This is a genomic window from Hyphomicrobium sp. (assembly GCF_020852195.1).
In the GTDB taxonomy this organism is placed as follows: Bacteria; Pseudomonadota; Alphaproteobacteria; order Rhizobiales; family Hyphomicrobiaceae; genus Hyphomicrobium_C.
Genome location: NZ_JADZBI010000005.1, coordinates 28,520 through 50,479 on the forward strand (window position 1 = coordinate 28,520; position 21,960 = coordinate 50,479).

A 21,960-nucleotide genomic window follows, 5' to 3' on the forward strand; every position below is an offset into this window, starting at 1 on the left:
TATCGGTTGGCAGCATATAACGGAGACGCTGCCTATCATCATGGATGACATTCTTCTTTACGTCGTCATCGGCTTCACGGCCCAGATGATCGACGGCGCTATCGGCATGGCCTACGGCGTCACCTCCACCACGGTCCTTCTGAGCTTCGGCGTGCCGCCTGCCACGGCGAGCGCGTGCGTGCACGCGGCCGAGACGTTCACCACCGGGGCTTCGGGCTTGGCCCACTGGAAGGTCGGAAACGTCGACCGCAAGCTCGTCTGGCGCATCGCCGTGCCGGGCATGATCGGCGGCGCGCTCGGCGCCTGGCTGCTGTCGGGACTGCCGGGGGACGCGCTGCGGCCGTTCGTCAGCGCCTACCTGCTGCTGCTGGGCCTGTTCATCGTCTGGAAGGCCGTGCCCAAGCGGCGGACGTTCGTCGACGAGCCGCCGGAGCACGTGGCGCCGCTCGGTCTATTCGGCGGCTTCATGGATGCGATCGGCGGCGGCGGCTGGGGCCCGATCGTCACCTCGACGCTGCTCGGCCAAGGAGGCGTGCCGCGCTACACGATCGGTTCGGTGAACCTCGCCGAGTTCTTCGTCACGCTCACCATCTCGGCGACGTTCGTGCTCACCATCGGGCTCAGCCACTGGACGATCATCGCCGGCCTGGTGGCGGGCGGCGTGATCGCGGCGCCCTTCGCGGCCCTGGCGACCAAGCACCTGCCCGATCAGGTGCTGATGATCATGGTCGGCGGCGTGGTGATCCTGCTCAGCCTCAGGACCATCCTCAACGCGGTGTGGGGATAGGCCCCTTCGCTATGTGCGCGTCGTGCGCAGGTGCCTTGCGGCACCTTTACAGATATATCTGGATGCCGGCCTTCGCCGGCATGACGTCATTTGGTTGATGACCATTGCCGCAACCACGCGTCATCCCGGCGCAGGCCGGGTTTCAGACACGCATAAGATGGCGCGCGGCATCAGCTCGCGAGCGTGATGTCGTCGTGGAAGGTGTTGCCGCCGAGGGTCGGCTTCACGATGCCGGCGCGGATCACGAAGTCGCCGAAGCGCTCGCCCTCCGTCCGTTCCTTGGCATAACGCAGGAGCAGAGGCTCCAGAAGCTCGACGATGCGCGCCTTGCCGACATCCTGGGCGTAGAGCTTGTTCAGCCGGGTGCCTTCGTGCGCGGCGCCGAGGTAGAGGTTGTAGAGCCCGGGCGCACGGCCGACGAAACCGATCTCGGCCATGTAAGGACGGCCGCAGCCGTTCGGGCATCCCGTCATGCGGATCACGATGTCGTCGTTCCTCAAACCTGCCTTGTCGAGCGAGTCCTCGAGCGTGGTGATCAGCTCGGGTAGGAAGCGCTCGCTCTCGGCCAGCGCCAATGCGCACGTGGGCAGCGCCACGCAGGCGATCGAGTTGCGGCGCAGCCCCGACGACGTGGCGATGTTGACGCCGTGCGTCTTCAAGATCGCTTCGATCTTCGACTTCTGGCGGGCGCCGACATTGCAGATGATGGCGTTCTGATTGCCGGTGATGGCAAACGTGATGCCGCCGGCCTTGGCGATCTCGCGCAGGGCCGTGCGCAGGTGGAAGCCCGGTACGTCCTTGATGCGCCCCGCCTCGATGAAGAGGCCGAGGTGCCACTTCTTGTCCGGACCCTGATGCCAGCCGATGGGGTCGCCCATGCTCGTGAACTTGAAGGGCCTCGCCTCCTCGAGCTTGTAGCCGAGACGGCTTTCCACCTCAGCGCGGTACTTGTCGGCGCCGAAACGCTCGACCGTGTACTTGAGGCGGGCATTGGCGCGGTTCTCGCGATTGCCCCAGTCGCGCTGCACCAGCATCACCTTCTCGGCCACGTCGACGGCCTGCTCTGGCGTGCAGAACCCGATCACGTCGCCGGTGCGCGGGAAGGTCTTGGTGTCGCCATGGGTCATGCCCATGCCGCCGCCGATGGAGACGTTCCAGCCTACAAGCCCGCCCTTGGCGTCGGTGATGGCGATGAAGCCGAGGTCGTGCGCGAACACGTCACCGTCGTTGACCGGCGGCACGGCGATGACGATCTTGAACTTGCGCGGCAGGTAATGGACGCCGTACAGCGGCTCCGTGTCGGGAACGGCCGGGCGCGACATGTCCGCAACCTTCTCCCCCTCGAGCCAGATCTCGTGGTAGGCGCTCGTCCTCGGCAGCAGGTGATCGCTGACCTTGCGCGCGAACTCTCCGGCCGCTGCGTGGGCGGGCGAGAAGAACGGGTTGGCGGCGACCATGACGTTGCGGTTGACGTCTCCGCAGGCGGCAATGGTGTCGAGGCAGGCATCGTTGATGGCTTGCATGGTGCGGCGCAGGTTCGACTTGATGACGCCGTGGTACTGGAACGTGGCGCGCGTGGTGAGGCGCAGCGTGCCGTTGGCGTAGGTGCCGGCGATGTCGTCGAGCTTCAGCCACTGGTCCGGCGTCACGAGGCCACCGGGCAGGCGCAGGCGGATCATGAAGCTGTAGGCTTTTTCCAGCTTCTTCTTCGCCCGCTCACCGCGCACGTCACGGTTATCCTGCATGTAGGAGCCGTGGAACTTGATGAGCTGCGTATCGTCCTCGGAGATGGCGCCCGTCTCGACGTGCGAAAGGCCGTCGGCGATGGTGCCGCGGAGATAGCGGCTTTCTTCCTTGAGGAACTCGTTCTTGGAGCGGTTGTCGGTCATTGGTTGTTCCGGGACAGCAGCAGGCAACAGGTGGCTCAAGAGGTCGCCGGCCTAGCTGCCGGCTGCCTGCCGCCTAATAAACATCGCGTTGATAGCGGCCGGCTTTGGTGAGCTCCTTGAGCTTCGCGCGGCCCGCCTCCTCGTCGCCTTTCGCGGCTTCGGCAAGGATCTTCACGAGCGTCGCATCGACGTCCTTGGCCATGCCCTTCTCGTCGCCGCACACGTAGACGTGCGCGCCCTCGTCGAGCCACCGCGACAACTCCTCGCGACGCTCCCAAAGGCGGTGCTGGACGTAGATCTTCTCCGGCTGGTCGCGCGAGAAGGCGACGTCGATGCGCGAGAGCGCGCCCGCGGCGAGGTGATCCTGCCATTCGAGTTGATAGAGGAAGTCGTTCGAGAAGTTGCGCTCGCCGAAGAACAGCCAGCTCTTGCCCTGGGCACCCGTCTCGGCGCGCTCCTCGATGAAGCCGCGGTAGGGCGCAACGCCGGTGCCGGCGCCGATCATGATGATCGGCCGGTCGCCGTCGGCGGGCAGGCCGAAGTGGCGGTTGGGCTTGACGTAGATGCGGGCAGTGTCGCCCACCTTGCGGCGGTCGGAAAGGTAGGTCGAGGTGACGCCGTGGCGCGCGCGCCCGTGCGAGGTCCAGCGCACCGTGCCGACGAGCAGATGGGCTTCGCCAGGGTGCGCCTTGGGGCTCGAGGCGACGGAGTAGAGGCGACCGGGCAGAGGACGCAGCAGCTTGACGAACTGGTCGGCGGCGAGCTTCTCCGGATAGGTCTCGAAGAGGTCGATCAACTGGCGGTCGGCGGCGAAGCGGGCCAGCCCGTCACCCTCGAGAAGCTTGGCGACCTCGCTGCGGCCGGTGAGCTTGGCGTAGCCGTCCACCAGCGGGCGAGAGAGAGTCGTGATGTCGAAGCTCTTGACGAGCTTCTGCTTCAGCGCGTCGTCTTCCGCGAGGCCCACGGCCTTGAGCAGGTCCTCGGCCAGGGCGGGGTCGTTCTCGGGATAGAGGCCGATGGCGTCGCCGGGCTTGTAGATGAAGCCTGGATCCTCGACAGCGAACTCGACGTGCCAGGTCTCACGCGTGGAGCCGGTGCCGTTGAGGTTGATCAGGGCCGTGATCTCGGCCTCGATCGGGTTTTCGGCGGTGAAGCGCGGCTCGTCGTCGTCCTCGGCCGACGGCGCGCCCTTGAAGTCCACGTGCACGACCGTGGTGGCCGGGGCCTCGGCGGGCGGCGCGAAGACCTCGAGCGCCTTGTCGGTCCAGGCGGCTGCCGCCTTCTGAAAATCGAGATCGAGGTCCTGGCGGTCGGCGACGCGCGTGCCGCCCAGCGCCTCGAGGCGCGCATCGACCTGCTTGCCCGTCTGGCAGAAGTTGACGTAGGCGGTGTCGCCGAGAGCGAGCACGGCAAAGCGCACACCCTCGAAGCGGGGAGCGCTGTCGGCCATCAGGGCGGCATGGAAATCGGCGGCGCGCTGCGGTGGGTCTCCCTCGCCCCACGTCGAGATATAGACGAGCAGGTTCTTGGACTTGGCGATGACCGCCAGGTCGGCGTCGGCCATGTCGACGACCTTGGCGTCGAAGCTCAGCTTGGCGGCGAGCTTCTTGGCCTTCATGGCCAGGGCCTCGGTGTTGCCGGACTCGCTGCCATAGAGGATAGTCAGCGGCTGGCGCGGGCGCGGGGCCTGGGCGGCCGGCGCAACTGCTGCCCCGCCCTGCTGGCCCTGGGCCGCATCGAGGCCGGCGAGGAAGCCAGACAGCCAACTGCGCTGCAGCGGCGTCGAGCGCTGAACGAGTTGGTTCAGCACATCGATGTCCTCGGCCGTGAACGGCGCATTCTTCGGCAAAAACGGCACCGCGGTCACCCCGCTTCTCCTCCATCACCCTCTCGGCGCACCGGCGCGTCATCCGGCCGGTCGAACGTCTTATCAGTCCTTGGTAAAGCGCGCCCTACGCTGCCAAAGGGCGGCCTGAGGGTCGGCATACACCAATGTAGAATAATATTCCATTGCTTTAAGGTCGTGCCTATAGCATCGCAATGCTGTTCTCAATTATCCTCTCGTTCTAGACGATCATTGCAGATAACTTTCTAAAATCGCGCCAGAACCCGGGACGGGCCTTGCCGCGGCCCGCATGCGTTTCCGGGGTGGAAAAAGAAGCCCATTCCGGCCCGCGTCCGGCTGCGTCCCGTTGCGTGCCAACCCACCGCCATCTCACACGAAGTCGTGACGGACTGTTACTTCTCCCGACGGGCAGGGTGTGGTTATGTACTGGCATGGCGGTCGCGCTTGACAAGCTCGGCTCGATCCGCAGACTGAGCCAGTCCAATACAAGACTGCCTCAGGGGGACCCTCGGCGGGGCGCTCCATGGCGAAAGCAGCTTGCCGAATCTCAAGGAGGAACTACCCATGAAGACCTGGACCAAGCCCGCAGTGCGTGAGCAGGAAGTCGGCCTCGAGGTTACCTCGTACCTGCCGGCCGAGATCGACATCATCTAATCGATCCGCTCGCAACGTATCCGACCAGTTTCTGGCGCGGCGGTCGAGAGCTTCGACCGCCGTCGCTGTTTGCGGCGCCGCTTTCGGCGAAGCTCGCCGCTAAAAAGCGAAAATATTCATGCTGATCAGGATCCTGGGGGCGGCTGCTGGCGGCGGCTTTCCTCAATGGAACTGTAACGGTCGCAACAGCGCTGCTGTGAGAGCTGGAAAACCGGGGTTCCGTGCGCGGACGCAGTGCTCGCTCGCACTGTCCGCGAACGGTTCCGACTGGGTCCTGCTCAATGCGTCCCCCGATCTCCGCCAACAGATCAACGAGACCCCGGCCCTCGGTGCACGGGCAGACGGTCCCTTGCGCAACAGCCCCATCAAGGCTGTGGTGGTGACCGGTGCCGACGTCGATTTCATCGCCGGGCTCCTAAACCTGCGCGAGCTGCAGCCGTTCTCGATCTATGGGTCGTCGCGCGTGCTGGAGACGCTGGCCGCGAACTCGATCTTCAACGTGCTCGATGCCTCGGTCGTCGCCCGGCGGACGCTCGCGTTCGGCACGCCGACGCCCATCGAGGGTGCGGGGCGCGATACCGGGATCGTCGTCGAGGCGTTCCCAGTGCCCGGCAAGATCGCGCTCTATCTCGAAAGCGGCGCCAGCAACGACAACTACGGCAGCCGCGAGGGCGATGCCATCGGGCTCAAGGTCACTGAAGCCGCGACAGGCAAGCATTTCTTCTTCGTGCCGGGATGCGCCGTTGTCGACGACGAGCTCGCTCAGCGCCTCAAGGGCGCCCCGCTCGTCTTCTTCGACGGCACGCTCTACACGGACGACGAGATGATCCGCCAGGGGCTGATGCAGAAGACCGGCCAGCGCATGGGGCACATCTCGATCTCGGGACCCCAAGGATCCATCGCCGCGTTCGAGCCGCTCAACGTTGCGCGCAAGGTCTACGTCCACATCAACAACTCGAACCCGGTGCTCGACGACAACTCGCCGGAGCGCCGCGCAGCGGAAGCCGCCGGCTGGGAGGTCGGCACCGACGGAATGGAGATCCACCTATGAGCGAGCGCCGTACAGGGAGCGATGCGGCCGCCCTTTGGAGCCCGGACGAGTTCGAGGCTGCGATCCAGGCCGTCGGCGCCGAGCGCTATCACGACAAGCACCCGTTCCATAAGCTGCTGCATGGCGGCAAGCTCAACAAGGGGCAGGTCGCGGCCTGGGCGCTCAACCGCTACTGCTACCAGTCGGCCGTGCCGCGCAAGGACGCCGCCCTCGTCAGCCGCGTGTTCGACCGCCAGCTCCGGCGCGACTGGATCCACCGCGTGCTCGAGCACGACGGGCACGGCGAGGATCCGGGCGGCATCGAGCGCTGGCTGGTGCTGACAGACGGCCTGGGCCTCGACCGCGACTACGTGCAGAGCATGGAGGGCGCGCTGCCCGCGACGCGCTTCGCCGTGGAGGCCTACGTGCGCTTCGTGCGCGAGGAGCCGCTGACCATCGCCGTGGCCTCGTCGTTGACCGAGCTCTTCGCGCCCAAGATCCATAAGGAGCGCATCTCCGGCATGCTCGAGAACTACGACTTCATCGACGACACGGTGATGGCCTACTTCAAAAAGCGCCTCGTGCAGGCGCCGTTCGACGCCGACTATGCTTTGAACTACATTAAGGTCCACGCGAAAACGCGCGCCGAGCAGGAAGCCTGCGTCGCGGCCGTGCGCTTCAAGTGCAACGTGCTGTGGGCCCAGCTTGACGCGCTGCACCATGCATATGTGACACCCGGGTGGATCCCGCCCGGCGCCTTCAATCCGGAGACGCTCAATGGCTGAGACGTCCGAGCAACCGAAGAGCGCGCCCACCCGGCTGATCGTCGCCGGCGACACGGTGCTCGCGCTGCCCAGACACATCAAGCTTCGGCACGACCCGGGGCGCGGACGCTGGATTATTCTGGCGCCGGAGCGCGTGTTCAACCCCGACGAGACGGCGGTTGAGGTGCTCAAGCTCCTGGACGGACAACGTTCCGTGAACGATATCGCGGAAACCTTGTCTCAACAGTACCAGGCCCCACTTGAAGTTGTGAAAGACGACATTCTGGCCATGCTCCAGGACCTGACCGACAAAGGCGTCCTGGTGAAGGCCGAGAGAGGAGCGACCCCATGAACGAGATCGCACCGACCCACGTCACCGAGTCCGCGATGCCGCTCTGCGCGCGGTCGCCCGACGGCGCGCCGGCTGCCGATCCCGGGCCCGATCCAGCGCTCTGCGCACGGGCACCCATCGGCATGCTCTGCGAGCTGACGCACCGCTGCCCGTTGCAGTGCCCTTACTGCTCGAACCCGGTCGAGCTCGAGCGCGCAAACGTCGAGCTCACGACCGCCGAGTGGCAGGACGTGATGCGCCAGGCGGCGCAGCTCGGCGTGCTGCAGATCCATCTCTCGGGCGGCGAGCCGACGGCGCGCAAGGACCTTGAGGAGATCGTCAAGGTGGCCGCCGACGTCGGCCTCTACACCAACCTCATCACCGCCGGCGTGACGCTGACGCGCGACCGCCTCGCCAAGCTGGTCGAGGCGGGGCTCGATCACGTGCAGCTCTCGATCCAGGACGTGGATCCCGAGAATGCCGACCGCATCGCCGCCTACAAGGGTGGCATGGCGAAGAAGATCCAGGTGGCGGCCTGGGTGAAGGAGCTCGGCCTGCCGCTCACCATCAACGCGCCGATCCATCGCCAGAACATCCATAACGTCGGCCGTACAATCGACTTCGCGGTCGAGTTGGGTGCCGGACGTGTCGAGATCGCGCACGTGCAGTACTACGCGTGGGCGCTTCTCAACCGCGCCGCCCTGATGCCGACCAAGGAGGCGTTCCTCAAGGCCGCCAAGCAGGTCGAGGAGGCGCGCGAGAAGTACAAGGGTGTGATCGTCATCGACGCCATCGTGCCGGACTACTACGCCAAGTTCCCGAAGCCCTGCATGGGCGGATGGGCCCGCGGCATCGTCAACATCACGCCGTCCGGGCGGGTGCTGCCCTGCCACGCGGCAGAGTCGATCAAGACGCTCGCCTTCGATAACATCAAGGACCGGCCGCTGGCCGACATCTGGCTCAACGGCGCGGCCTTCCAGGCCTACCGCGGCACGAGCTGGATGAAGGAGCCTTGCCGGAGCTGCCCGCGCAAGGAGATCGACTACGGCGGATGCCGCTGCCAGGCGTTCGCGCTGACCGGGGACGCTGCCAACACGGATCCGGCCTGCTCGCTCTCGCCGATGCATGCCCAGTGGCAAGCGGTGGCCGAGGTGGAGAGCCACAATCCGAACGTCCCGGAGTTCACCTACCGGCGTGTGGGCGGTGCAGCAAAGAAGCCCGAGACCCACAACGTGTCTTGAGCGGAACCTAGGGGTCAAGTACAGGTTGTTGGATGAGCCGGGTGCGGCATCGTGTTCACACCGGGTTCAGGCAAAAATTGCCAGTATGCGACGCCTGCCAGGAGGTTCGGGAGACTGAGCGGCAGGTCTAGGTTCGAAAAGACTTCGGAGGATTCGGAAGATGCTCAAGTGGGTTGTGGCGGCCGCCGCTATGGTGGCCGTGCCCGTAACTGCGTCGGCACAGGATGTCGAGGCGGGCGCTGCAGTGTTCAAGAAGTGCGCGGCCTGTCATCAGATCGGAGCTGATGCCAAGAACGGCCTCGGTCCCTCTCTCCAGTGCGTTGTCGGCTCGAAAGCCGGCCATCACGCAGAAGGCTTCAACTATTCCGAAGCCTTGAAGAACTCGGGCATCACCTGGGATGACGAGCATCTTCTCAAGTGGTTCGAGAAGGACGATGCGGTCATCAAGGGCAACAAGATGATCTTCCCCGCAGGCATCAAGAACGAGGAAGACCGGGTCAACCTGCTCGCTTACATCAAGTCGGAGTGCAAAGAGTAAGCACTTCCGAATGTGAAATCAGAACGCCGCGGACCCGAGGTTCGCGGCGTTTTTCATTGCGATTCCTCGAGAGGAACCACCTCGTCGGCATTCGTCTCAGCCAACCAATGCGCGAGGCCATGGCCCGCGATCTCGAGGCTGGGGGCAATCTCGGACAGCGGCACGAGCACGAACGCGCGCGCGGTGATGCGCGGATGCGGGAGCGTGAGATCGGGATCGTTCATGGCCGCGTCGCCATAGGCCAGCAGGTCGACGTCGATGACGCGCGGGCCCCAGTGCTTCTCGCGCACGCGGCCCATCGTGTCCTCGACCGCGAGGCAGCGCGCCAGCAGCTCGCGCGGCGGAAGGTCCGTCGCAACGGCGATGCAGGCGTTGACGAACCAATCCTGATCCGTCACGCCCCAGGGCGCTGTGCGGTAGAGGCGCGAGGCGCGCATGAGGCGGATGTCGCCCTGCTCGGTCAGCAGACCGATCGCGCGGCGGATGTTGGCCGCCTTGTCGCCGATGTTCGAGCCGAGCCCGATCAGCGCGTCGAAGGCAGGCGTGCTGCTTTCCGTCATGCGCGACGGGTCCCGCTTAGTCCCTGCAAAGAGGAGATGCGCTGCTCTGCTATTGCGGGCGTCGCGCGCAGGAAGACTTGCGTGGGTCCCGGCCTACGCCGGGATGACGTCGAGGGGAGGCAAACCGCTCGCCGTCCGCACAACGTCATCCCGACGCAGGTCGGGATCTCCGCCAGCTTCCAAGAACGCCACGCTAGTGGCATCCTCGCTTGACAGCGCAACACGGAATTGCGGCCTCGCCCATTCTGCAACATTCCCTCAGAGGGGAAATGGGGCGGCGCCGGAAACGCGAGATCAGTCATACTTTATATATGCGAAGCGCAGGTCGCCGGTGGGCGTGCCCTCGAGCGCGTTGTCCTCATTGGCCGGCTGCCAGTGCACGACGTCCTCGATCTTCTTGGCCAGCGCCAAATCCTTGCCCGTGATGCCCTTGGCGGAATGCGTCACGAGGCGCACCTCCACCCACGCATAGGAGGCCGTGATGTCGGGGTGATGCCAGGCCGCTTCGGCGAGATGGCCGACGGTGTTGATCACCATCAGCGTGCCCTTCCATCCCGTCGTCTTGTATGTGCGGCGGATCCAGCCGTCCTCCAGGCGCCACTGGGGCAGGTTCGCGGCCAGCCATTGGGTGACCTCGGCATCGGAAAGTGCTGTTTCGCGGGGGCTGCTCATATTGCTCTCTCCTCGCCTTTCGTAGACAAATAGGCCCGTCTGGGCGCGACCCTAGTCCCCGCCCCCTGCCGGCGCAATCGGCAACCGCCTCCAAGGACGCTCCGTACGATGCACGACACCCCCCCGGTCACAGGCTGCCGCGTCTCTGCGCCCGCGCGCCTGCACTTGGGCTTTCTCGACCTCAACGGCGGGCTCGGGCGGCGCTACGGCTCCATCGGCCTGGCGCTCGATCAGCCGAGCACCGAGGTCAGCGTTTCGCGGGCGGAGACGACGTCCGTGTCGGGGCCAGAAGCAGAGCGCGTCGCGGCCGTTCTGGCGCGCTGTGCTTACGCGCTGGCGCTCAAGGGCGCCTACCGGGTCGAGGTCAGCAAGGCCATTCCGGCTCATGCCGGCCTCGGATCGGGAACGCAACTCGCGCTTGCCATCGGCCTCGCGCTGATGCGCCTCGAGGGACTGTCGCTTACGCCGCAGCAGGTCGGCGATCTTGCGGGACGCGGCGCACGCTCGGCGATCGGCATGGCCGCATTCGACGGCGGCGGCTTCATCGTCGACGGCGGGCGCGGGGCTCTGGACCAGCCGCCGCCGGTCCTGATCCAGACTCCGTTTCCGGATCAATGGCGTGTGCTGCTCGTGCTCGATGCGCGCGCACAGGGGGCGCACGGCGACAGGGAGACGCAAGCCTTCGCCCAATTGCCTCCGTTTCCCGAGGCGCTCGCCGACCGGCTCTGCCGCCTCGTGCTGATGCAGCTCGTGCCCGGTCTCAAGGAAGCCGACATCGCCGCGTTCGGCACGGCGTTAACCCAGATTCAGGGCATCGTCGGCGGCCATTTTGCTGCAGCGCAAGGTGGAAGCCCGTGGACTTCTCCCGCGGTCGGCGCGCTGCTCGCGCGCGCGGCCGAGCTTGGCGCGACGGGCATCGGCCAGACTTCCTGGGGCCCTACGGGCTTCGGATTCGTTCCGTCAACCGATGTGGCAGACCGCCTCTATCATTCTTTAGTCGAAGAGGCTAAAGCGAGGGGCCTCGAAATCGCGGTCGTTCGCGGGCGCAATGCCGGCGCGGCGATCACGACCTTCTGAGGGTGCTGCCAAGGACCAAGAGCGGCAACGCCAGACGCGAACGGGAGAAGACTGAATGAGTGACGCCACGCCGATTCTGCACATGCTTTCGCCGCAGAAGCATATGAGCCCGTTCGACGTGAACATGGCCACCGACGCCGGCTACAAGGTGATCGTTCCCTACATCAACGTCACGCTCGAAGAGGTCACGCCGCTGGTGCAGGACGCCATCTTCTCGCGTCCGCCAGACTACGGCGTGCGCACCGGCGTGTTCATCGGCGGCAAGGACGCCATCCTGGCGCTCGACATGCTCGAAGCCGCGCGCAAGGCCCAGGTGCCGCCGTTCCAGCTCTCCGTATTCGCCGATCCGGCGGGCTCCTTCACCACTGCGGCGGCCATGGTCGCCTGCGTCGAGCGTGTGCTCAAGTTCAAGTTCGGCCGCGGATGGAAGGGCACGAAGGTTGCCGTGTTCGGCGCCACCGGCGTGGTCGGGTTCGCCTCGTCGATCATCACGGCGCTCGAGGGCGCGGACGTGCAGCTCGTCGCGCACCGCGGCGTCGACCGCGTCGTCAAGTCGGCCGCCGTCTCGAAGGAGCGCTTCGGCGTGGACCTCACGGCAGTTGCCGGCGAGACTGACGACCAGAAGCGCGAGATCATCGAGAATGCCGAGGTCATTTTCGCTGCGGCCGCCGCAGGCGTGCAGGTGATCTCCAAGGAGCAGAAGGAGTTCGCCAAAAACCTGCTCGTGGTCGCCGACGTCAACGCCGTGCCGCCGCCGGGCGTCGAGGGCATGGAGCTGTTCATGGACGGCGCGCAGCTTCCGGGCTGCAATGCACTCGGCGTCGGACCGCTCGCCATCGGCGACATCAAGTACAAGACCGAGTCCGGCCTCTTCAAGCAGATGATCGGATCGAAAGAGCCGCTGGCGCTCGACTTCCGTCACGCCTTCGCGCTGGCCCGCCAGCTCGTGGCTTGAGCGGCGAAGCTGTTCTCATCGCTGCCTTCTCCGCGCGGGCGCTCGCCGCGTCCGCGCGGCGTGCCGGTTACCGGCCGCTGGTCGTCGATTGCTTCGGAGATACGGATACCGTCGCCCTCGCGGAGGCGTCGCGCTGTCTGCCCGCGCGCGTGCAGGTGGGCTTTACCACGCGGCCTCTGCTAGCCGCGCTCGAAAGCCTCGAAGCAGAGGCGCCCTCGAAGCCGATCGGGCTGGTGCTCGGCGCCGGCTTCGAATGCAATCCGCGGCTCGTCGCCAAGCTCGGCGAGCGCTTCCCGCTGATCGGCAACGACGCCGAGACGATCCGGCGAGCGAAAGATCCGCAGCAGTTCTTCTCCATGCTCGACGACCTCGGCGTTCCGCATCCCGAGACGCGCCTCGATGCGCCGGATGATCCCGAGGGCTGGCTGATGAAACGCGTCGGCGGCAGCGGGGGGCTCCACATCCATCGCTGCCCGGCAAAGCCGCGTCCCGACAAGCGGCGCTATTTCCAACGGCGCGGCGATGGCGAGGCGATCTCCCTCATGGGTCTCGTCTCGGAAAAGAGCGCAGCGTTCGCCGCCAGCCGGCAATGGACGAGCCCGCTCGCGCGGCGGCCGTTCCGCTACGGGGGTGCGGCGGGATCGCTGCCGCTCGACGAGGATCTCGAGGCGCGCCTCATCGAGATGAGCCTCGCGGTCGCGGAAGCGCTCTCGCTCAGCGGCATCGTGTCGTTCGACTATCTCGTCCACGACGGCACGCCGGTGCTGCTCGAGGTCAACCCGCGCCCCGGCGCGACGCTCGACGTTTTCGACGACGCCCAAGGCACCTTGTTCAAGGCGCATGTCGAGGCGTCCCAAGGCGGCGACCCGGCGGCGCTTCTCGCGGCGGAATGGCATCCGCCCGTTGCCCGCGCCGCCGCCTTCCTCTACGCGGACCGCGGGCCGCTTACCGCGGGGAACGTGGCGTGGCCGGAGTGGGCCGCCGACCGGCCGCAGCCCGGCAGCGCCATCGGCGCCGGGCAGCCGCTCGCCACGGTGATCGTCGAGGGGGAGCGGCTCGAGGATGTCGAGGCGAGCTGCGTTCAACGCTTGGGGATGCTCGAAACTTTGCTGTATGACACTTCCAACCAACAAGGAGCTCGACAATGAGCAGCATTCTGAGCTTCGCGCCGAGCGTCAACGCGCGGGCTGCGAAACTGGTCGACGATCTCGCCGCCAACGCGGATGCACTGCGCTGCCGAGTGTCCACCGGGCAGGCCGGCGAGCGATGCATCGACCTCGGCGGCGGCGTGCCGGGCGGGCTCGAGGCCGGACGCCGGCTCGGCGAGATCTGCATGGGCGGCCTCGGTACCGTGACGCTCACCTCGTCGTCGGGACTCGAGCGCTGGCCGCTCGGCGTGGTCGTGCATTCGTCCAATCCGGTCGTGGCCTGCCTCGGCAGCCAGTATGCGGGCTGGACCATCACGGACGACGCAGGCTTCTTCGCGCTCGGCTCGGGGCCGGCGCGCGCGCTCTCGCGCGTCGAGGAGCTCTACAAGGAGCTCGGCTACGTCGACCATCACAACAAGGGCGCGCTCGTGATCGAGGGCGACAACCCGCCGCCGCCCGCCGTCGCCACCAAGGTTGCGCACGCCTGCGGGATCAACGTCGCGGACCTCACCGTGCTCTACGCGCCGACCGGCAGCCTCGCGGGCACGGTGCAGATCGCGGCGCGCGTGCTCGAAGTCGCGTTGCACAAGGCGCATTCGCTGCACTTCGACCTCGGCAATATCGTCGACGGCTATGGTGTGGCGCCCATCGCGCCGCCGATCCCGGACTTCGTCAAGGCGATGGGCCGCACCAACGACGCCATCATCTACGGCGGGCGCATCCAGCTTTTCGTGCGCGGCGGAGATGCGGAAGCCGAAAAGCTCGCCAACGCCCTGCCGTCGAACACCTGCTCGATCTACGGAAAGCCGTTCGCGGAGATCTTCGCCTCCGTGGGCGGCGACTTCTACAAGATCGATGCGTCGCTGTTCAGCCCGGCGGTGGTGACGGTCTCGAACCTCGATACGGGCTCGAGCTTCCATGCCGGCAAGCTTGCGCCCGACATCGTCGACGCGAGCTTCAGGTGATGCGGATGGTGCTTCGCCTCACCTCTTCCCGGAGGGGAGAGGTGAAAGATCGGCAGACCCGATGCGTGTGACATGAACAAGCCTGTCCCAACGAGCGGACTGAACGACGCGATGCCTTCCGGCCCGCAGATCGCGCTGTTCGTCGAGGACGGGTCGGGCGACTGGCATGCGCGTCGGCTCAGAAAGGCCATGGAGGCGCGCGGCGCGCGCGTCGTCACGACGACGCTCAGTGCGTGTGCGTTCGATACGTCCTGCCCGTGCGGCATGGACATTCCGGGCTTCGACGGTCTCCTGCCGGACGGCGCGTTCGTGCGCTCGGTCTCGACCGGGACGCTCGAGCAGATCACGTTCCGGCTCGGCATCCTGCATGCGCTGCGGGAGAGCGGCGTGCGCGTGTGGAACGAGGCCCGCGCCATCGAACGCTGCGTCGACAAATCGACGGCGACGTTCCTGTTTCAGAAGGCCGGCCTGCCGACACCGCCGACGCGCGTCGTCGAGACGCGTGCACGCGCGGAAGCCCATCTTGCCGCCGACGCCAGGCCGTTCGTTCTGAAACCGCTGTTCGGCAGCCAGGGCAACGGCGTACGCCGCGCGCAGGGGCCCGACGAGCTGCCGCCGCCGGAAGCCGTGGGCGACGTCTACTACATGCAGCATTACCTGCGCGCGCCCGATGCCACCCTGTTCGAGGACTGGCGCGTGTTCGTCTGTGCCGGGCGCGTGCTCTCCGCCATGGTGCGGCGCGGCAAGACCTGGATCACCAACGTGCACCAGGGCGCGGAGCCGGTCGCCCACGATCCCTGCGCCGACATGAGCCGGCTCGCGCTCGCGGCGGTGACTACCATCGGCGCCGACTATGCGGGAGTCGATCTGATCCGCGACGCGGATGGCCGGCTGATGGTGCTCGAGATCAACTCGAACCCGGCCTGGAAGGGGCTGCAGAGCGTGACCGCGGCGGACATCGCCGACATCCTCGCCGCCGATTTTCTTCAAGCTGTCACAAAGGCGCCCATCCCGTGACGGCACCCAGAGTACAGCGCTGGTCCCCCTCCCCCTTGTGTGGAGGGGTGTGAATGGCGTTTCCGCTCGCGCGCGCAACAATCGAAGATGCGTTTCTGGCTGCATGCCGCGCGGAGCTTTCGGCGCTGAAACCCGGCAACGTGCATGTCCACGGCGCCGGCCATGGCATGGATACGGAGCATTTCGAGCGGGCGGCCAGAGCGGCAGCGCCGTTCATCGTCGATTCGACGCGCAGCGTGGGGGCGCGCATTCTGGGCGCAGTCGGAGCCAGCGTCGCTGCCACCGGGCTCAACACCAACCTCGGCATCGTGCTGCTCGCAGCGCCGCTCGCCGCCGCGGCGGATGCGCGCGCGGGGGCCGACGATCTCAGAGCGCGCCTCGCTGCGGTGCTCGACGCGCTCGACCGCTCTGACGCGGATCAGGCCTTCCGGGCGATCGTGATCGCCAACCCGGCGGGGCTCGGGCGGGTCGCGGACGGAGACGTGGCGGGGCCGCCCAGCATGACGCTCAAGGAGGCCATGGCGCTCGCCGCCGACCGCGACCGCATCGCACGCGCCTATATCACCGTTTTCGATGACGTGTTCTCTTTCGCACTGCCTGAGCTTCAGGCAGCTCGCCGCGCTGCCGCAAATGAGAGCATGGCTATTACTGCGCTGCACATGAGTCTTCTTGCTTCGTTCCCTGACAGCCACATCGCGCGCAAGCATGGAGCCGATGTGGCGGCAGCCGTGCAACAGGAGGCCCGTGCGCTCGAGCCACTCTGGCGGCCCGCGCCGAACGCCGATACGTGGCCGCCGCTCGCCCGCCTCGACGCCAGCCTCAAAGCCCGAGGCCTAAACCCCGGAACCACAGCCGACTTCGTCGTCGCAACGCTTTTTGCCGAAATGCTCATTCATCGGAGTGCGACCACTGAACGCTCCTAGCCCCTTGTCGAAGTCACAATCCTAGGGCTATTAAGGGGCGGCGCTCAGCGCCGCTATCTGGCCAACCGGTACGGTGACATTCGCCACCGTTCGCTGCAACTGGGATAGCTTTTTCGGACTGCAGCCGGCCCTCACACCCCGGGCGGACGCTCCAAGCGATCGGACGCTAGTCGAACGCTCGGGGCGCGTTGGTTTTTGTTTTATCAAGGAAGGGAACCCCTGTAATGGCCAAGATCAATCGCGTACTGGTCGGCGAGTCGCTCGTCGGTGACGGCAACGAAGTCGCGCACATCGACCTTGTTATCGGACCGCGCGGCAGCGCTGCCGAGACCGCGTTCGTCAACGCGCTTTCCAACAACAAGGACGGCTTCACCACGCTGCTCGCGGTGATCGCGCCGAACCTGCCCTGCAAGCCGAACACCATCATGTTCAACAAGGTCACCATCAAGGACGCCCGCCAGGCTGTCCAGATGTTCGGCCCGGCCCAGTACGGTGTCGCCAAGGCCGTTCAGGACTCGGTTGCCGAGGGTGTGATTCCGGCCAACGAGGCTGACGACGTCTACGTTCTCGTCGGCGTGTTCATCCACTGGGAAGCGGCCGACGACGCCAAGATCCAGGATTACAACTACCGCGCCGTCAAGGAGGCCATCGCTCGCGCCGTCGCCGGCAAGCCGACGGCCGCCGAGGCCACTGCTCAGCGCAACTCGGTCGCCCATCCGTTCGGTGCGAAGACTTGAAGCGGAAACCGTCCACAGCAGGATAACGATGCCCCTCCATTGAAGGGGGGTCTGCTGCAGCGATTGGGAAGACTACTCTCCGGCCGTTGGAACGGCTGACGACTTCGGGTGGAATCTTCGCGATCCACTCGCAAGTGGACTGAAACTTCAGGGCCTGGCTGCTTCGTGCAGCCAGGCTTTTTTTCTTTGTGCTAGGCCGCGATCCTTTCGAGGTCGCGCTCGGAGATGTTGCCTCTGTGCAGAGCGGTGGCGACGAGCGCGCCCGCCGCGCCAATGACGCACAGCGCGTGGAGATCGTCCGCGTTGCGGACGCCGCCCGCCGCGTAAACATCGCGTCCGCCGGCGCGCGCGATGATGCGTTCGAGGCGCTCGATGTCAGGCCCTTCGCCACTTCCGACGCGCGCGAGCGTCATGACGATCAGGCGATCGGGCCAGAGTGCGGAGTCTTCGAGCAGCTCGGGCGGACCTAGAAACGTATCATTGCGAAAGTCGAGCGAGAGCAGCGCGCAAGATCCAATCCTTCGGCGACCAAATTCATAGTCGGAGAGCGACGTTAGCGATTCCGATCCAAGCACGTGACTTTTAATCATGGATCGTAGCCGCTGACTCTTAATCAGTGGGCTGCGGGCGTCGGCGGGCGCGGGGCCGGGCGTTCCGTCGTCGATCCAAAGCTCGGTGCCGGGCCAGGCCTCGGCGAGCCGACACTGCGTTGCGAGATCGGCGCCGCGGCCCTCGATGCCGTCGAGGTCGGCCACGTAGAGCGTCGGGAATGGAAACAGAGACCGCAAGCCCAGCGCTACCGCAACCGGGTCGGCGCTCGCCGCAAGGGGGGTGACCAGCGGACGATAGCTGGCACGGTCGCCGCGGCTGGCCGCCACCACCTCGCCACCGCGGATGTCGATAACCGGAATGACCTGCATGGGCTTCCTTCTCCTCGCCGGTGATGTATCACGAGGGCGCGAAGGAAAGGATTGCCCATGACGGTCAGGGCCGGTCTCGATGTCGGGGGAGCGCACCTCAAGGTGGCGCTGGTCGCGAGCGGGCGTCCCGTGGATGTGCGCCAGATCGCCTGCCCGCTGTGGCAGGGGCTCGACAAGCTCGATGCCGCGCTTGCCGAGGCGGCACCTCTGCTCGCGCGCGCGTCCAGCTTCGCCGTGACCATGACGGGCGAGCTGTCCGACCTGTTTACGGACCGCGAGACGGGCGTCGCAACGCTCGTTGGTCGGCTGACCAGGGAGCTGGGCGAGCAGGTACGCTTCTGGATGGGACCGCGCGGCTTCGGCACGGCAGACGACGCGCGGCGCCATCACGGCGACGTCGGCTCGACGAACTTCCTCGCCACCGCAACGCTGATCGGGCGCAAGGTCCCGGATGCGCTGCTCATCGATTTCGGATCGACCACGGCGGACGTGGTGCCGATCCGGGCGGGCGTGCCGGAGGCACGCGGGCTCACGGACGCCGAGCGGCAGGTTACGGGGGAGCTCGTCTATACGGGGCTCACGCGCACGGCCGTCATGGCGGTCGCGAGCGAGGCGCCGTTCCGCGGGCAGCGTGTGAGCCTGGCGCGCGAGTACCTGGCGACGATGGCGGATGCGCGCCGGATCCTCGGTGACGACCTCGCCGAGATCGACCAGCACGCAACGGCGGACGGCAAGGGAAAATCCCTCGGCGAGAGCGTCACGCGGCTCGCCAGGATGCTCGGCCGCGACGCGCGCGACGGGACGGCCGAGGATTGGCGCGCCGCGGCGGCGCATATCCGGGAGTTGCAGCTCCGATCGATCCATGACGGCGCGGCGCGGGTGCTGACGGCTGCTCCTCTGCCGCCCGATGCTCCGGTCGTCGCGGCCGGTATCGGCGCCGGGGAGGTCGGTGAGATCGCGCGGCGGCTCGGGCATACGGCGATCCGGTTCGGGACGCTCGTGGGCGCGCAGGACGCCGCGGAAGCCTGGGCGACCGCCTGTGCGCCGGCCGTTGCCGTGGCACTTCTGCTCGGCGCGAGCGCCTGAGCCTGCTGCGTTGCGAAACAAATCCTTTGCGCAGACGTTAAAAGTTTTCCTCTGATACGTGCGGCGGTCTGAAGCAGTCCGTCATGGACGTTTGCTAGACTCATCCCATAATCAAAATGAAAGCCTCAACAGGGGAGGCCCATGAAGACCACGCTCACGATCCTCGCAGCCGTCGTCATGCCCGGCGGGCTCATCGTCCTCGCGATCGCGCTGGCCACGTTCCTGGTTGCCCGCCACCGCGCCCGCTCGAAGGTGGCCGTCGCGCAAGTGCCGGCTTGAGGCAGCCCTCGCCTACTTCTTCAGCGCGGCACCGGCATCGCCGCTGCGGAACGAGCTGACGCGCTCCATCAGCCAGCCCCACGCCTCCAGCTCACGCGGGCCGGCCGTCTTTGAAATCGCAATCTTGAGATACTCGAGCTCGGCGTCGATCTTCTCCGGCGGCAGCATGGAAAGCCGCGTGGTGAGCACCGCCAGCTCCAGCACCGCCGCCTCCGCCCTGTTGTAGCCGCTCCAGACGGCATGGCTCGCGGTGTGCACGATGCGGCAGTGAAAGCGCGGGCGCTGCGCATCGTCGGTCACGCGCTCCACGGCCAGCTCCCAGTGGGACACCGCATCCTCGAGGCGGACGCCGGACACAACGTCGGCTGGAACCGTGGGCCAGTCGCGGCGGCCGGTGACGCAGCCGGCGAAGACGCGCACGTCGCCGGTGTGGCTCGCAACCGCATAGGGATTGGCCTTGAGGTTGTCGAGCGTGCGCGAGGGCTTGAACGGTGCGATGATCCAACCGTCGCCGTCCTCGATCAGGCCCAGGGGCGCGATGTGCGCGGCGCCCGTGGCGTCCGTCGTCGTTACGATGGTCTCGACGATGCGTGGCATGCGTTCCTCCGCCGGCGCGGCTATCGGGCCCTGGCGACGCCCCTACCATGCGCGGCGCCGACCGTCGAGCGTGCGGCGCGGCGGCGCTGCATCGGCATCCTGCGGGTGGTGCGCGCCGTCACAGCGAGCAGGTCGGACAGTGCCTTCTCATCACCGGGACCGAGCACGCGCCAGGCAAGGTCGGCGCGCTCGACGATGGCGGGAAACACGGGGTCGACGATGCCCTGGCGCGCCAGCGTCTTGGCGGAGGCCGTGCGGCGCACGGAGCGCGACTTGACCAGCACCAGCTCGACACCTCCCAGCCGCTCGGCGAGGCGGGCGGCGAGGCCGTCGGAGGTGATGGACCAATCGCGCGGGATCAGGCGGTCTCCGGCGCAGAGGGCCGCCGGCAGCCAGACCGGAACGCGCTGGCTACTCCACGCGCGCGCGATGCCGACCAGCGTCTCCGCCGCGAGCAGCCGCGGCTCGAGCGCGATCATGGCGTCTGCCATCTGATGCATGGCGAGCAGCGCCATGTCGTGGGCAGCCTCGTCGGAGAAGCCGAGGGCCTGCTGCGTCTCGCGCACGGCATCGGCGAAGGCGCCGCCGCCCGGCACCACGACGACAGGGCGGCGCGCACGTGCAACGAGGGCGAGCAGCGTGCGGAGGCGCCCGCTCGCGGCGAGGCTGCCGCCGAGCTTGAGCACGACGGGAGTCATCCGCGCACGCGATAGATCTCGACGCCGCGCACGGGGCCGCGCTCGAGCTTCTCGATGCGGATGCGCATGGCATCGATGCGAGGATCCTTGAGCACGCGCTCGGCAATGGCCTCGGCCAAGGTCTCGATGAGGTTGATGTGGCCAGTGGCTGTGATGGCGTTCACCGCATCGATGATGTCGGTGTAGGAGGGCACAGTCGCCATGTCGTCGCGTGCGGCGCGGACGTGCGGCGCGAGATAGGCATCGACCGTAAGGCGTATCTTCTGCGTGATGCCCTTCTCCTCGGCATAGACGCCGATGTTGCAGTCGATGACCCAGCCCTTGAGGAAGATGGCGTCGCGGCCGAGGGTCTCCGGCGCCCCGGCGGTCGTGGGCGCCTCGCCCGGGCGCGATGATCGCGTTGCGCTCATGGCGTGGTTTCCAGCGTCGGCCATTCCCCTTCTCCTTGCGGGGAGTGGTCATGTGTGGAGGGAGCCCTGAACGCCGGCGTTTGAGATTCCCCCCCTCCCGGCCTCCCCCACAAGGGGGGAGAAGGAGCGGGAGCTTGTCTCGACGCTTGCGGAATTGCGTCGCGTACGGCGGCGAGGGCTGCGGTATCGAGCGTGCTCCGCCGGTCCGATGCGCGGCAGAGGGCGCCGCGGAAGCCCAGCACGTCGGGCGCGAGCGCAAGGAGCTCGGGGATATGCGCAAGGCGCAGCGAGCCCGCTAACCCTGCGAAAAGGCCGGCCTCGTGGGCCGCGGCGACGAACGCGCGCAGCGCATCGGGCGTGCGATGATCGAGCAGCGTGCGGCCGTCCTTTGAGGCCGTGTCGAGCATGACGCCCCGGAAGCCAGCCTCGCCGAGCAGCGGCACGAGCGCGAGATCGAGCGGCGCGTCGGCCATCAGCACGGCGACGAGCGGCGTGCGCTGAGCAATGTGCCGGCCCAGATGGCGGATGGTCGCGTGCGGATCGCCGCCGGGGAACAGGCCGACCTTGACGATGTCGCAGCCGCTCGTGGCCATGGCACGCGCTGCCGCCACGACCGGCTCCGGCTCAGCCGGGAGATCGCCAACGGTGGCGCTCACCAGAATGTGGGCGGGAACGGCCTTGCGTATGCGCGATACGACATCGACGGGAAGCGCGCCGAGCGCGCCCGAGGCGGGGTTCTTGGCGTCGATAATGTCGGCGCTTCCCGCGGCGGCGAGGCGCGCCTCCGCCTCCGACGCCACGCTGGCCAGAAGGCGGACGAACCGATGCGCCGCCAT

25 protein-coding genes are annotated in these 21,960 nt (G+C 67.0%); 16 read left to right on the forward strand and 9 right to left on the reverse strand.

Annotated features, from left to right (window positions below):
• Positions 1-40: 40 nt before the first annotated feature.
• The gene (locus tag IT540_RS00485) at positions 41-787 is read left to right on the forward strand and encodes a sulfite exporter TauE/SafE family protein (protein WP_291171786.1); all 747 of its coding nucleotides are present in this window, start codon (positions 41-43) and stop codon (positions 785-787) included.
• Positions 788-957: 170 nt separating this feature from the next.
• On the opposite strand, the gene IT540_RS00490 is transcribed toward IT540_RS00485, so the two are convergent.
• Entirely contained in the window at positions 958-2,676 is a 1,719-nt protein-coding gene (locus IT540_RS00490; protein WP_291171789.1) for an NADPH-dependent assimilatory sulfite reductase hemoprotein subunit, read from the reverse strand.
• A gap of 73 nt (positions 2,677-2,749) precedes the next feature.
• The gene (locus IT540_RS00495) at positions 2,750-4,543 is read right to left on the reverse strand and encodes a flavodoxin domain-containing protein (protein ID WP_291171792.1); all 1,794 of its coding nucleotides are present in this window, start codon (positions 4,541-4,543) and stop codon (positions 2,750-2,752) included.
• Positions 4,544-5,086: 543 nt separating this feature from the next.
• Between IT540_RS00495 and pqqA the strand changes: the two genes are divergently transcribed.
• The 6 genes from pqqA (at position 5,087) to IT540_RS00525 (ending at position 9,080) form a co-directional block, all read left to right on the forward strand.
• Positions 5,087-5,176, forward strand: coding sequence for a pyrroloquinoline quinone precursor peptide PqqA (gene pqqA, locus IT540_RS00500; protein WP_020086280.1), 90 nt, complete (start codon positions 5,087-5,089; stop codon positions 5,174-5,176).
• A 118-nt stretch (positions 5,177-5,294) separates the two neighbouring features.
• Positions 5,295-6,227: a pyrroloquinoline quinone biosynthesis protein PqqB gene (pqqB, locus tag IT540_RS00505; protein ID WP_291171797.1), complete on the forward strand. Its 933-nt coding sequence runs from the start codon at positions 5,295-5,297 to the stop codon at positions 6,225-6,227.
• Positions 6,224-6,991 (forward strand): pyrroloquinoline-quinone synthase PqqC, encoded by a 768-nt coding sequence (gene pqqC, locus IT540_RS00510; protein ID WP_291171800.1) that lies wholly within the window; start codon positions 6,224-6,226, stop codon positions 6,989-6,991. Before pqqB ends, pqqC begins: the two co-directional genes overlap by 4 nt.
• On the forward strand, positions 6,984-7,322 hold the full coding sequence (gene pqqD, locus IT540_RS00515) for a pyrroloquinoline quinone biosynthesis peptide chaperone PqqD (protein WP_291171803.1): 339 nt from the start codon (positions 6,984-6,986) through the stop codon (positions 7,320-7,322). Before pqqC ends, pqqD begins: the two co-directional genes overlap by 8 nt.
• Positions 7,319-8,542, forward strand: coding sequence for a pyrroloquinoline quinone biosynthesis protein PqqE (pqqE, locus tag IT540_RS00520; RefSeq protein WP_291171805.1), 1,224 nt, complete (start codon positions 7,319-7,321; stop codon positions 8,540-8,542). The genes pqqD and pqqE overlap by 4 nt, the downstream gene beginning before the upstream one ends.
• A 160-nt stretch (positions 8,543-8,702) precedes the next feature.
• The gene (locus tag IT540_RS00525; protein WP_291171808.1) at positions 8,703-9,080 is read left to right on the forward strand and encodes a cytochrome c family protein; all 378 of its coding nucleotides are present in this window, start codon (positions 8,703-8,705) and stop codon (positions 9,078-9,080) included.
• 53 nt (positions 9,081-9,133) lie between these two features.
• Here the strand turns inward: IT540_RS00525 and folK are convergent, their stop codons facing one another.
• A complete protein-coding gene (gene folK / locus IT540_RS00530) occupies positions 9,134-9,640 on the reverse strand; it encodes a 2-amino-4-hydroxy-6-hydroxymethyldihydropteridine diphosphokinase (RefSeq protein ID WP_291171811.1) in 507 nt (168 codons plus the stop codon).
• A 294-nt stretch (positions 9,641-9,934) separates the two neighbouring features.
• A complete protein-coding gene (locus IT540_RS00535; RefSeq protein ID WP_291171813.1) occupies positions 9,935-10,312 on the reverse strand; it encodes a 4a-hydroxytetrahydrobiopterin dehydratase in 378 nt (125 codons plus the stop codon).
• A gap of 108 nt (positions 10,313-10,420) precedes the next feature.
• Here IT540_RS00535 and IT540_RS00540 point away from each other — a divergent pair, with 108 nt between their 5' ends.
• The 7 genes from IT540_RS00540 (at position 10,421) to fae (ending at position 17,134) form a co-directional block, all read left to right on the forward strand.
• Positions 10,421-11,389, forward strand: a complete 969-nt coding sequence (locus IT540_RS00540; protein ID WP_291171816.1) for a beta-ribofuranosylaminobenzene 5'-phosphate synthase family protein — start codon at positions 10,421-10,423, stop codon at positions 11,387-11,389.
• Positions 11,390-11,444: 55 nt separating this feature from the next.
• Positions 11,445-12,344 carry a methylenetetrahydromethanopterin dehydrogenase gene (locus tag IT540_RS00545; RefSeq protein WP_291171819.1) on the forward strand — a complete coding sequence of 300 codons (900 nt, stop codon included), beginning with the start codon at positions 11,445-11,447 and terminating at the stop codon, positions 12,342-12,344.
• Entirely contained in the window at positions 12,341-13,492 is a 1,152-nt protein-coding gene (locus IT540_RS00550) for an ATP-grasp domain-containing protein (RefSeq protein ID WP_291171822.1), read from the forward strand. The genes IT540_RS00545 and IT540_RS00550 overlap by 4 nt, the downstream gene beginning before the upstream one ends.
• Positions 13,489-14,457 carry a methenyltetrahydromethanopterin cyclohydrolase gene (mch, locus tag IT540_RS00555; protein WP_291171825.1) on the forward strand — a complete coding sequence of 323 codons (969 nt, stop codon included), beginning with the start codon at positions 13,489-13,491 and terminating at the stop codon, positions 14,455-14,457. Before IT540_RS00550 ends, mch begins: the two co-directional genes overlap by 4 nt.
• A gap of 72 nt (positions 14,458-14,529) precedes the next feature.
• Positions 14,530-15,474 (forward strand): ATP-grasp domain-containing protein, encoded by a 945-nt coding sequence (locus tag IT540_RS00560; protein WP_291171827.1) that lies wholly within the window; start codon positions 14,530-14,532, stop codon positions 15,472-15,474.
• 53 nt (positions 15,475-15,527) lie between these two features.
• A complete protein-coding gene (locus IT540_RS00565) occupies positions 15,528-16,397 on the forward strand; it encodes a triphosphoribosyl-dephospho-CoA synthase (protein WP_291171829.1) in 870 nt (289 codons plus the stop codon).
• Between the two features lie 224 nt (positions 16,398-16,621).
• The gene (gene fae, locus IT540_RS00570; RefSeq protein WP_291171831.1) at positions 16,622-17,134 is read left to right on the forward strand and encodes a formaldehyde-activating enzyme; all 513 of its coding nucleotides are present in this window, start codon (positions 16,622-16,624) and stop codon (positions 17,132-17,134) included.
• Between the two features lie 191 nt (positions 17,135-17,325).
• Here the strand turns inward: fae and IT540_RS00575 are convergent, their stop codons facing one another.
• Positions 17,326-18,054, reverse strand: a complete 729-nt coding sequence (locus tag IT540_RS00575) for a HisA/HisF-related TIM barrel protein (RefSeq protein ID WP_291171833.1) — start codon at positions 18,052-18,054, stop codon at positions 17,326-17,328.
• 57 nt (positions 18,055-18,111) lie between these two features.
• Here IT540_RS00575 and IT540_RS00580 point away from each other — a divergent pair, with 57 nt between their 5' ends.
• Positions 18,112-19,140, forward strand: coding sequence for a hydantoinase/oxoprolinase family protein (locus tag IT540_RS00580; RefSeq protein WP_291171835.1), 1,029 nt, complete (start codon positions 18,112-18,114; stop codon positions 19,138-19,140).
• Between the two features lie 141 nt (positions 19,141-19,281).
• A complete protein-coding gene (locus IT540_RS00585; RefSeq protein WP_291171837.1) occupies positions 19,282-19,419 on the forward strand; it encodes a hypothetical protein in 138 nt (45 codons plus the stop codon).
• Between the two features lie 12 nt (positions 19,420-19,431).
• Here the strand turns inward: IT540_RS00585 and IT540_RS00590 are convergent, their stop codons facing one another.
• From IT540_RS00590 to IT540_RS00605, 4 genes are read right to left on the reverse strand one after another with little or no spacing between them, the layout of a single operon-like run.
• Positions 19,432-20,016, reverse strand: coding sequence for a DUF447 domain-containing protein (locus IT540_RS00590; protein WP_291171839.1), 585 nt, complete (start codon positions 20,014-20,016; stop codon positions 19,432-19,434).
• Between the two features lie 20 nt (positions 20,017-20,036).
• Complete coding sequence (locus tag IT540_RS00595; RefSeq protein WP_291171842.1) at positions 20,037-20,714, reverse strand: uridylate kinase; 678 nt, start codon at positions 20,712-20,714, stop codon at positions 20,037-20,039.
• Positions 20,711-21,148 (reverse strand): dihydroneopterin aldolase, encoded by a 438-nt coding sequence (locus IT540_RS00600; RefSeq protein ID WP_291171844.1) that lies wholly within the window; start codon positions 21,146-21,148, stop codon positions 20,711-20,713. The genes IT540_RS00595 and IT540_RS00600 overlap by 4 nt, the downstream gene beginning before the upstream one ends.
• The gene (locus tag IT540_RS00605; RefSeq protein ID WP_291171846.1) at positions 21,121-21,960 is read right to left on the reverse strand and encodes a (5-formylfuran-3-yl)methyl phosphate synthase; all 840 of its coding nucleotides are present in this window, start codon (positions 21,958-21,960) and stop codon (positions 21,121-21,123) included. The genes IT540_RS00600 and IT540_RS00605 overlap by 28 nt, the downstream gene beginning before the upstream one ends.

What these genes read in the sequence shown, in the direction of transcription:
- IT540_RS00485 (WP_291171786.1), top strand. Translation starts at nt 41, where the DNA reads ATGGATGACATTCTTCTTTACGTCGTCATCGGCTTCACGGCCCAGATG.
- IT540_RS00490 (WP_291171789.1), bottom strand. Translation starts at nt 2,676, where the DNA reads ATGACCGACAACCGCTCCAAGAACGAGTTCCTCAAGGAAGAAAGCCGC.
- pqqA (WP_020086280.1), top strand. Translation starts at nt 5,087, where the DNA reads ATGAAGACCTGGACCAAGCCCGCAGTGCGTGAGCAGGAAGTCGGCCTC.
- pqqB (WP_291171797.1), top strand. Translation starts at nt 5,295, where the DNA reads ATGCTGATCAGGATCCTGGGGGCGGCTGCTGGCGGCGGCTTTCCTCAA.
- pqqC (WP_291171800.1), top strand. Translation starts at nt 6,224, where the DNA reads ATGAGCGAGCGCCGTACAGGGAGCGATGCGGCCGCCCTTTGGAGCCCG.
- pqqD (WP_291171803.1), top strand. Translation starts at nt 6,984, where the DNA reads ATGGCTGAGACGTCCGAGCAACCGAAGAGCGCGCCCACCCGGCTGATC.
- pqqE (WP_291171805.1), top strand. Translation starts at nt 7,319, where the DNA reads ATGAACGAGATCGCACCGACCCACGTCACCGAGTCCGCGATGCCGCTC.
- IT540_RS00525 (WP_291171808.1), top strand. Translation starts at nt 8,703, where the DNA reads ATGCTCAAGTGGGTTGTGGCGGCCGCCGCTATGGTGGCCGTGCCCGTA.
- folK (WP_291171811.1), bottom strand. Translation starts at nt 9,640, where the DNA reads ATGACGGAAAGCAGCACGCCTGCCTTCGACGCGCTGATCGGGCTCGGC.
- IT540_RS00535 (WP_291171813.1), bottom strand. Translation starts at nt 10,312, where the DNA reads ATGAGCAGCCCCCGCGAAACAGCACTTTCCGATGCCGAGGTCACCCAA.
- IT540_RS00540 (WP_291171816.1), top strand. Translation starts at nt 10,421, where the DNA reads ATGCACGACACCCCCCCGGTCACAGGCTGCCGCGTCTCTGCGCCCGCG.
- IT540_RS00545 (WP_291171819.1), top strand. Translation starts at nt 11,445, where the DNA reads ATGAGTGACGCCACGCCGATTCTGCACATGCTTTCGCCGCAGAAGCAT.
- mch (WP_291171825.1), top strand. Translation starts at nt 13,489, where the DNA reads ATGAGCAGCATTCTGAGCTTCGCGCCGAGCGTCAACGCGCGGGCTGCG.
- IT540_RS00560 (WP_291171827.1), top strand. Translation starts at nt 14,530, where the DNA reads ATGAACAAGCCTGTCCCAACGAGCGGACTGAACGACGCGATGCCTTCC.
- IT540_RS00565 (WP_291171829.1), top strand. Translation starts at nt 15,528, where the DNA reads ATGGCGTTTCCGCTCGCGCGCGCAACAATCGAAGATGCGTTTCTGGCT.
- fae (WP_291171831.1), top strand. Translation starts at nt 16,622, where the DNA reads ATGGCCAAGATCAATCGCGTACTGGTCGGCGAGTCGCTCGTCGGTGAC.
- IT540_RS00575 (WP_291171833.1), bottom strand. Translation starts at nt 18,054, where the DNA reads ATGCAGGTCATTCCGGTTATCGACATCCGCGGTGGCGAGGTGGTGGCG.
- IT540_RS00580 (WP_291171835.1), top strand. Translation starts at nt 18,112, where the DNA reads ATGACGGTCAGGGCCGGTCTCGATGTCGGGGGAGCGCACCTCAAGGTG.
- IT540_RS00585 (WP_291171837.1), top strand. Translation starts at nt 19,282, where the DNA reads ATGAAGACCACGCTCACGATCCTCGCAGCCGTCGTCATGCCCGGCGGG.
- IT540_RS00590 (WP_291171839.1), bottom strand. Translation starts at nt 20,016, where the DNA reads ATGCCACGCATCGTCGAGACCATCGTAACGACGACGGACGCCACGGGC.
- IT540_RS00595 (WP_291171842.1), bottom strand. Translation starts at nt 20,714, where the DNA reads ATGACTCCCGTCGTGCTCAAGCTCGGCGGCAGCCTCGCCGCGAGCGGG.
- IT540_RS00600 (WP_291171844.1), bottom strand. Translation starts at nt 21,148, where the DNA reads ATGGCCGACGCTGGAAACCACGCCATGAGCGCAACGCGATCATCGCGC.
- IT540_RS00605 (WP_291171846.1), bottom strand. Translation starts at nt 21,960, where the DNA reads ATGGCGGCGCATCGGTTCGTCCGCCTTCTGGCCAGCGTGGCGTCGGAG.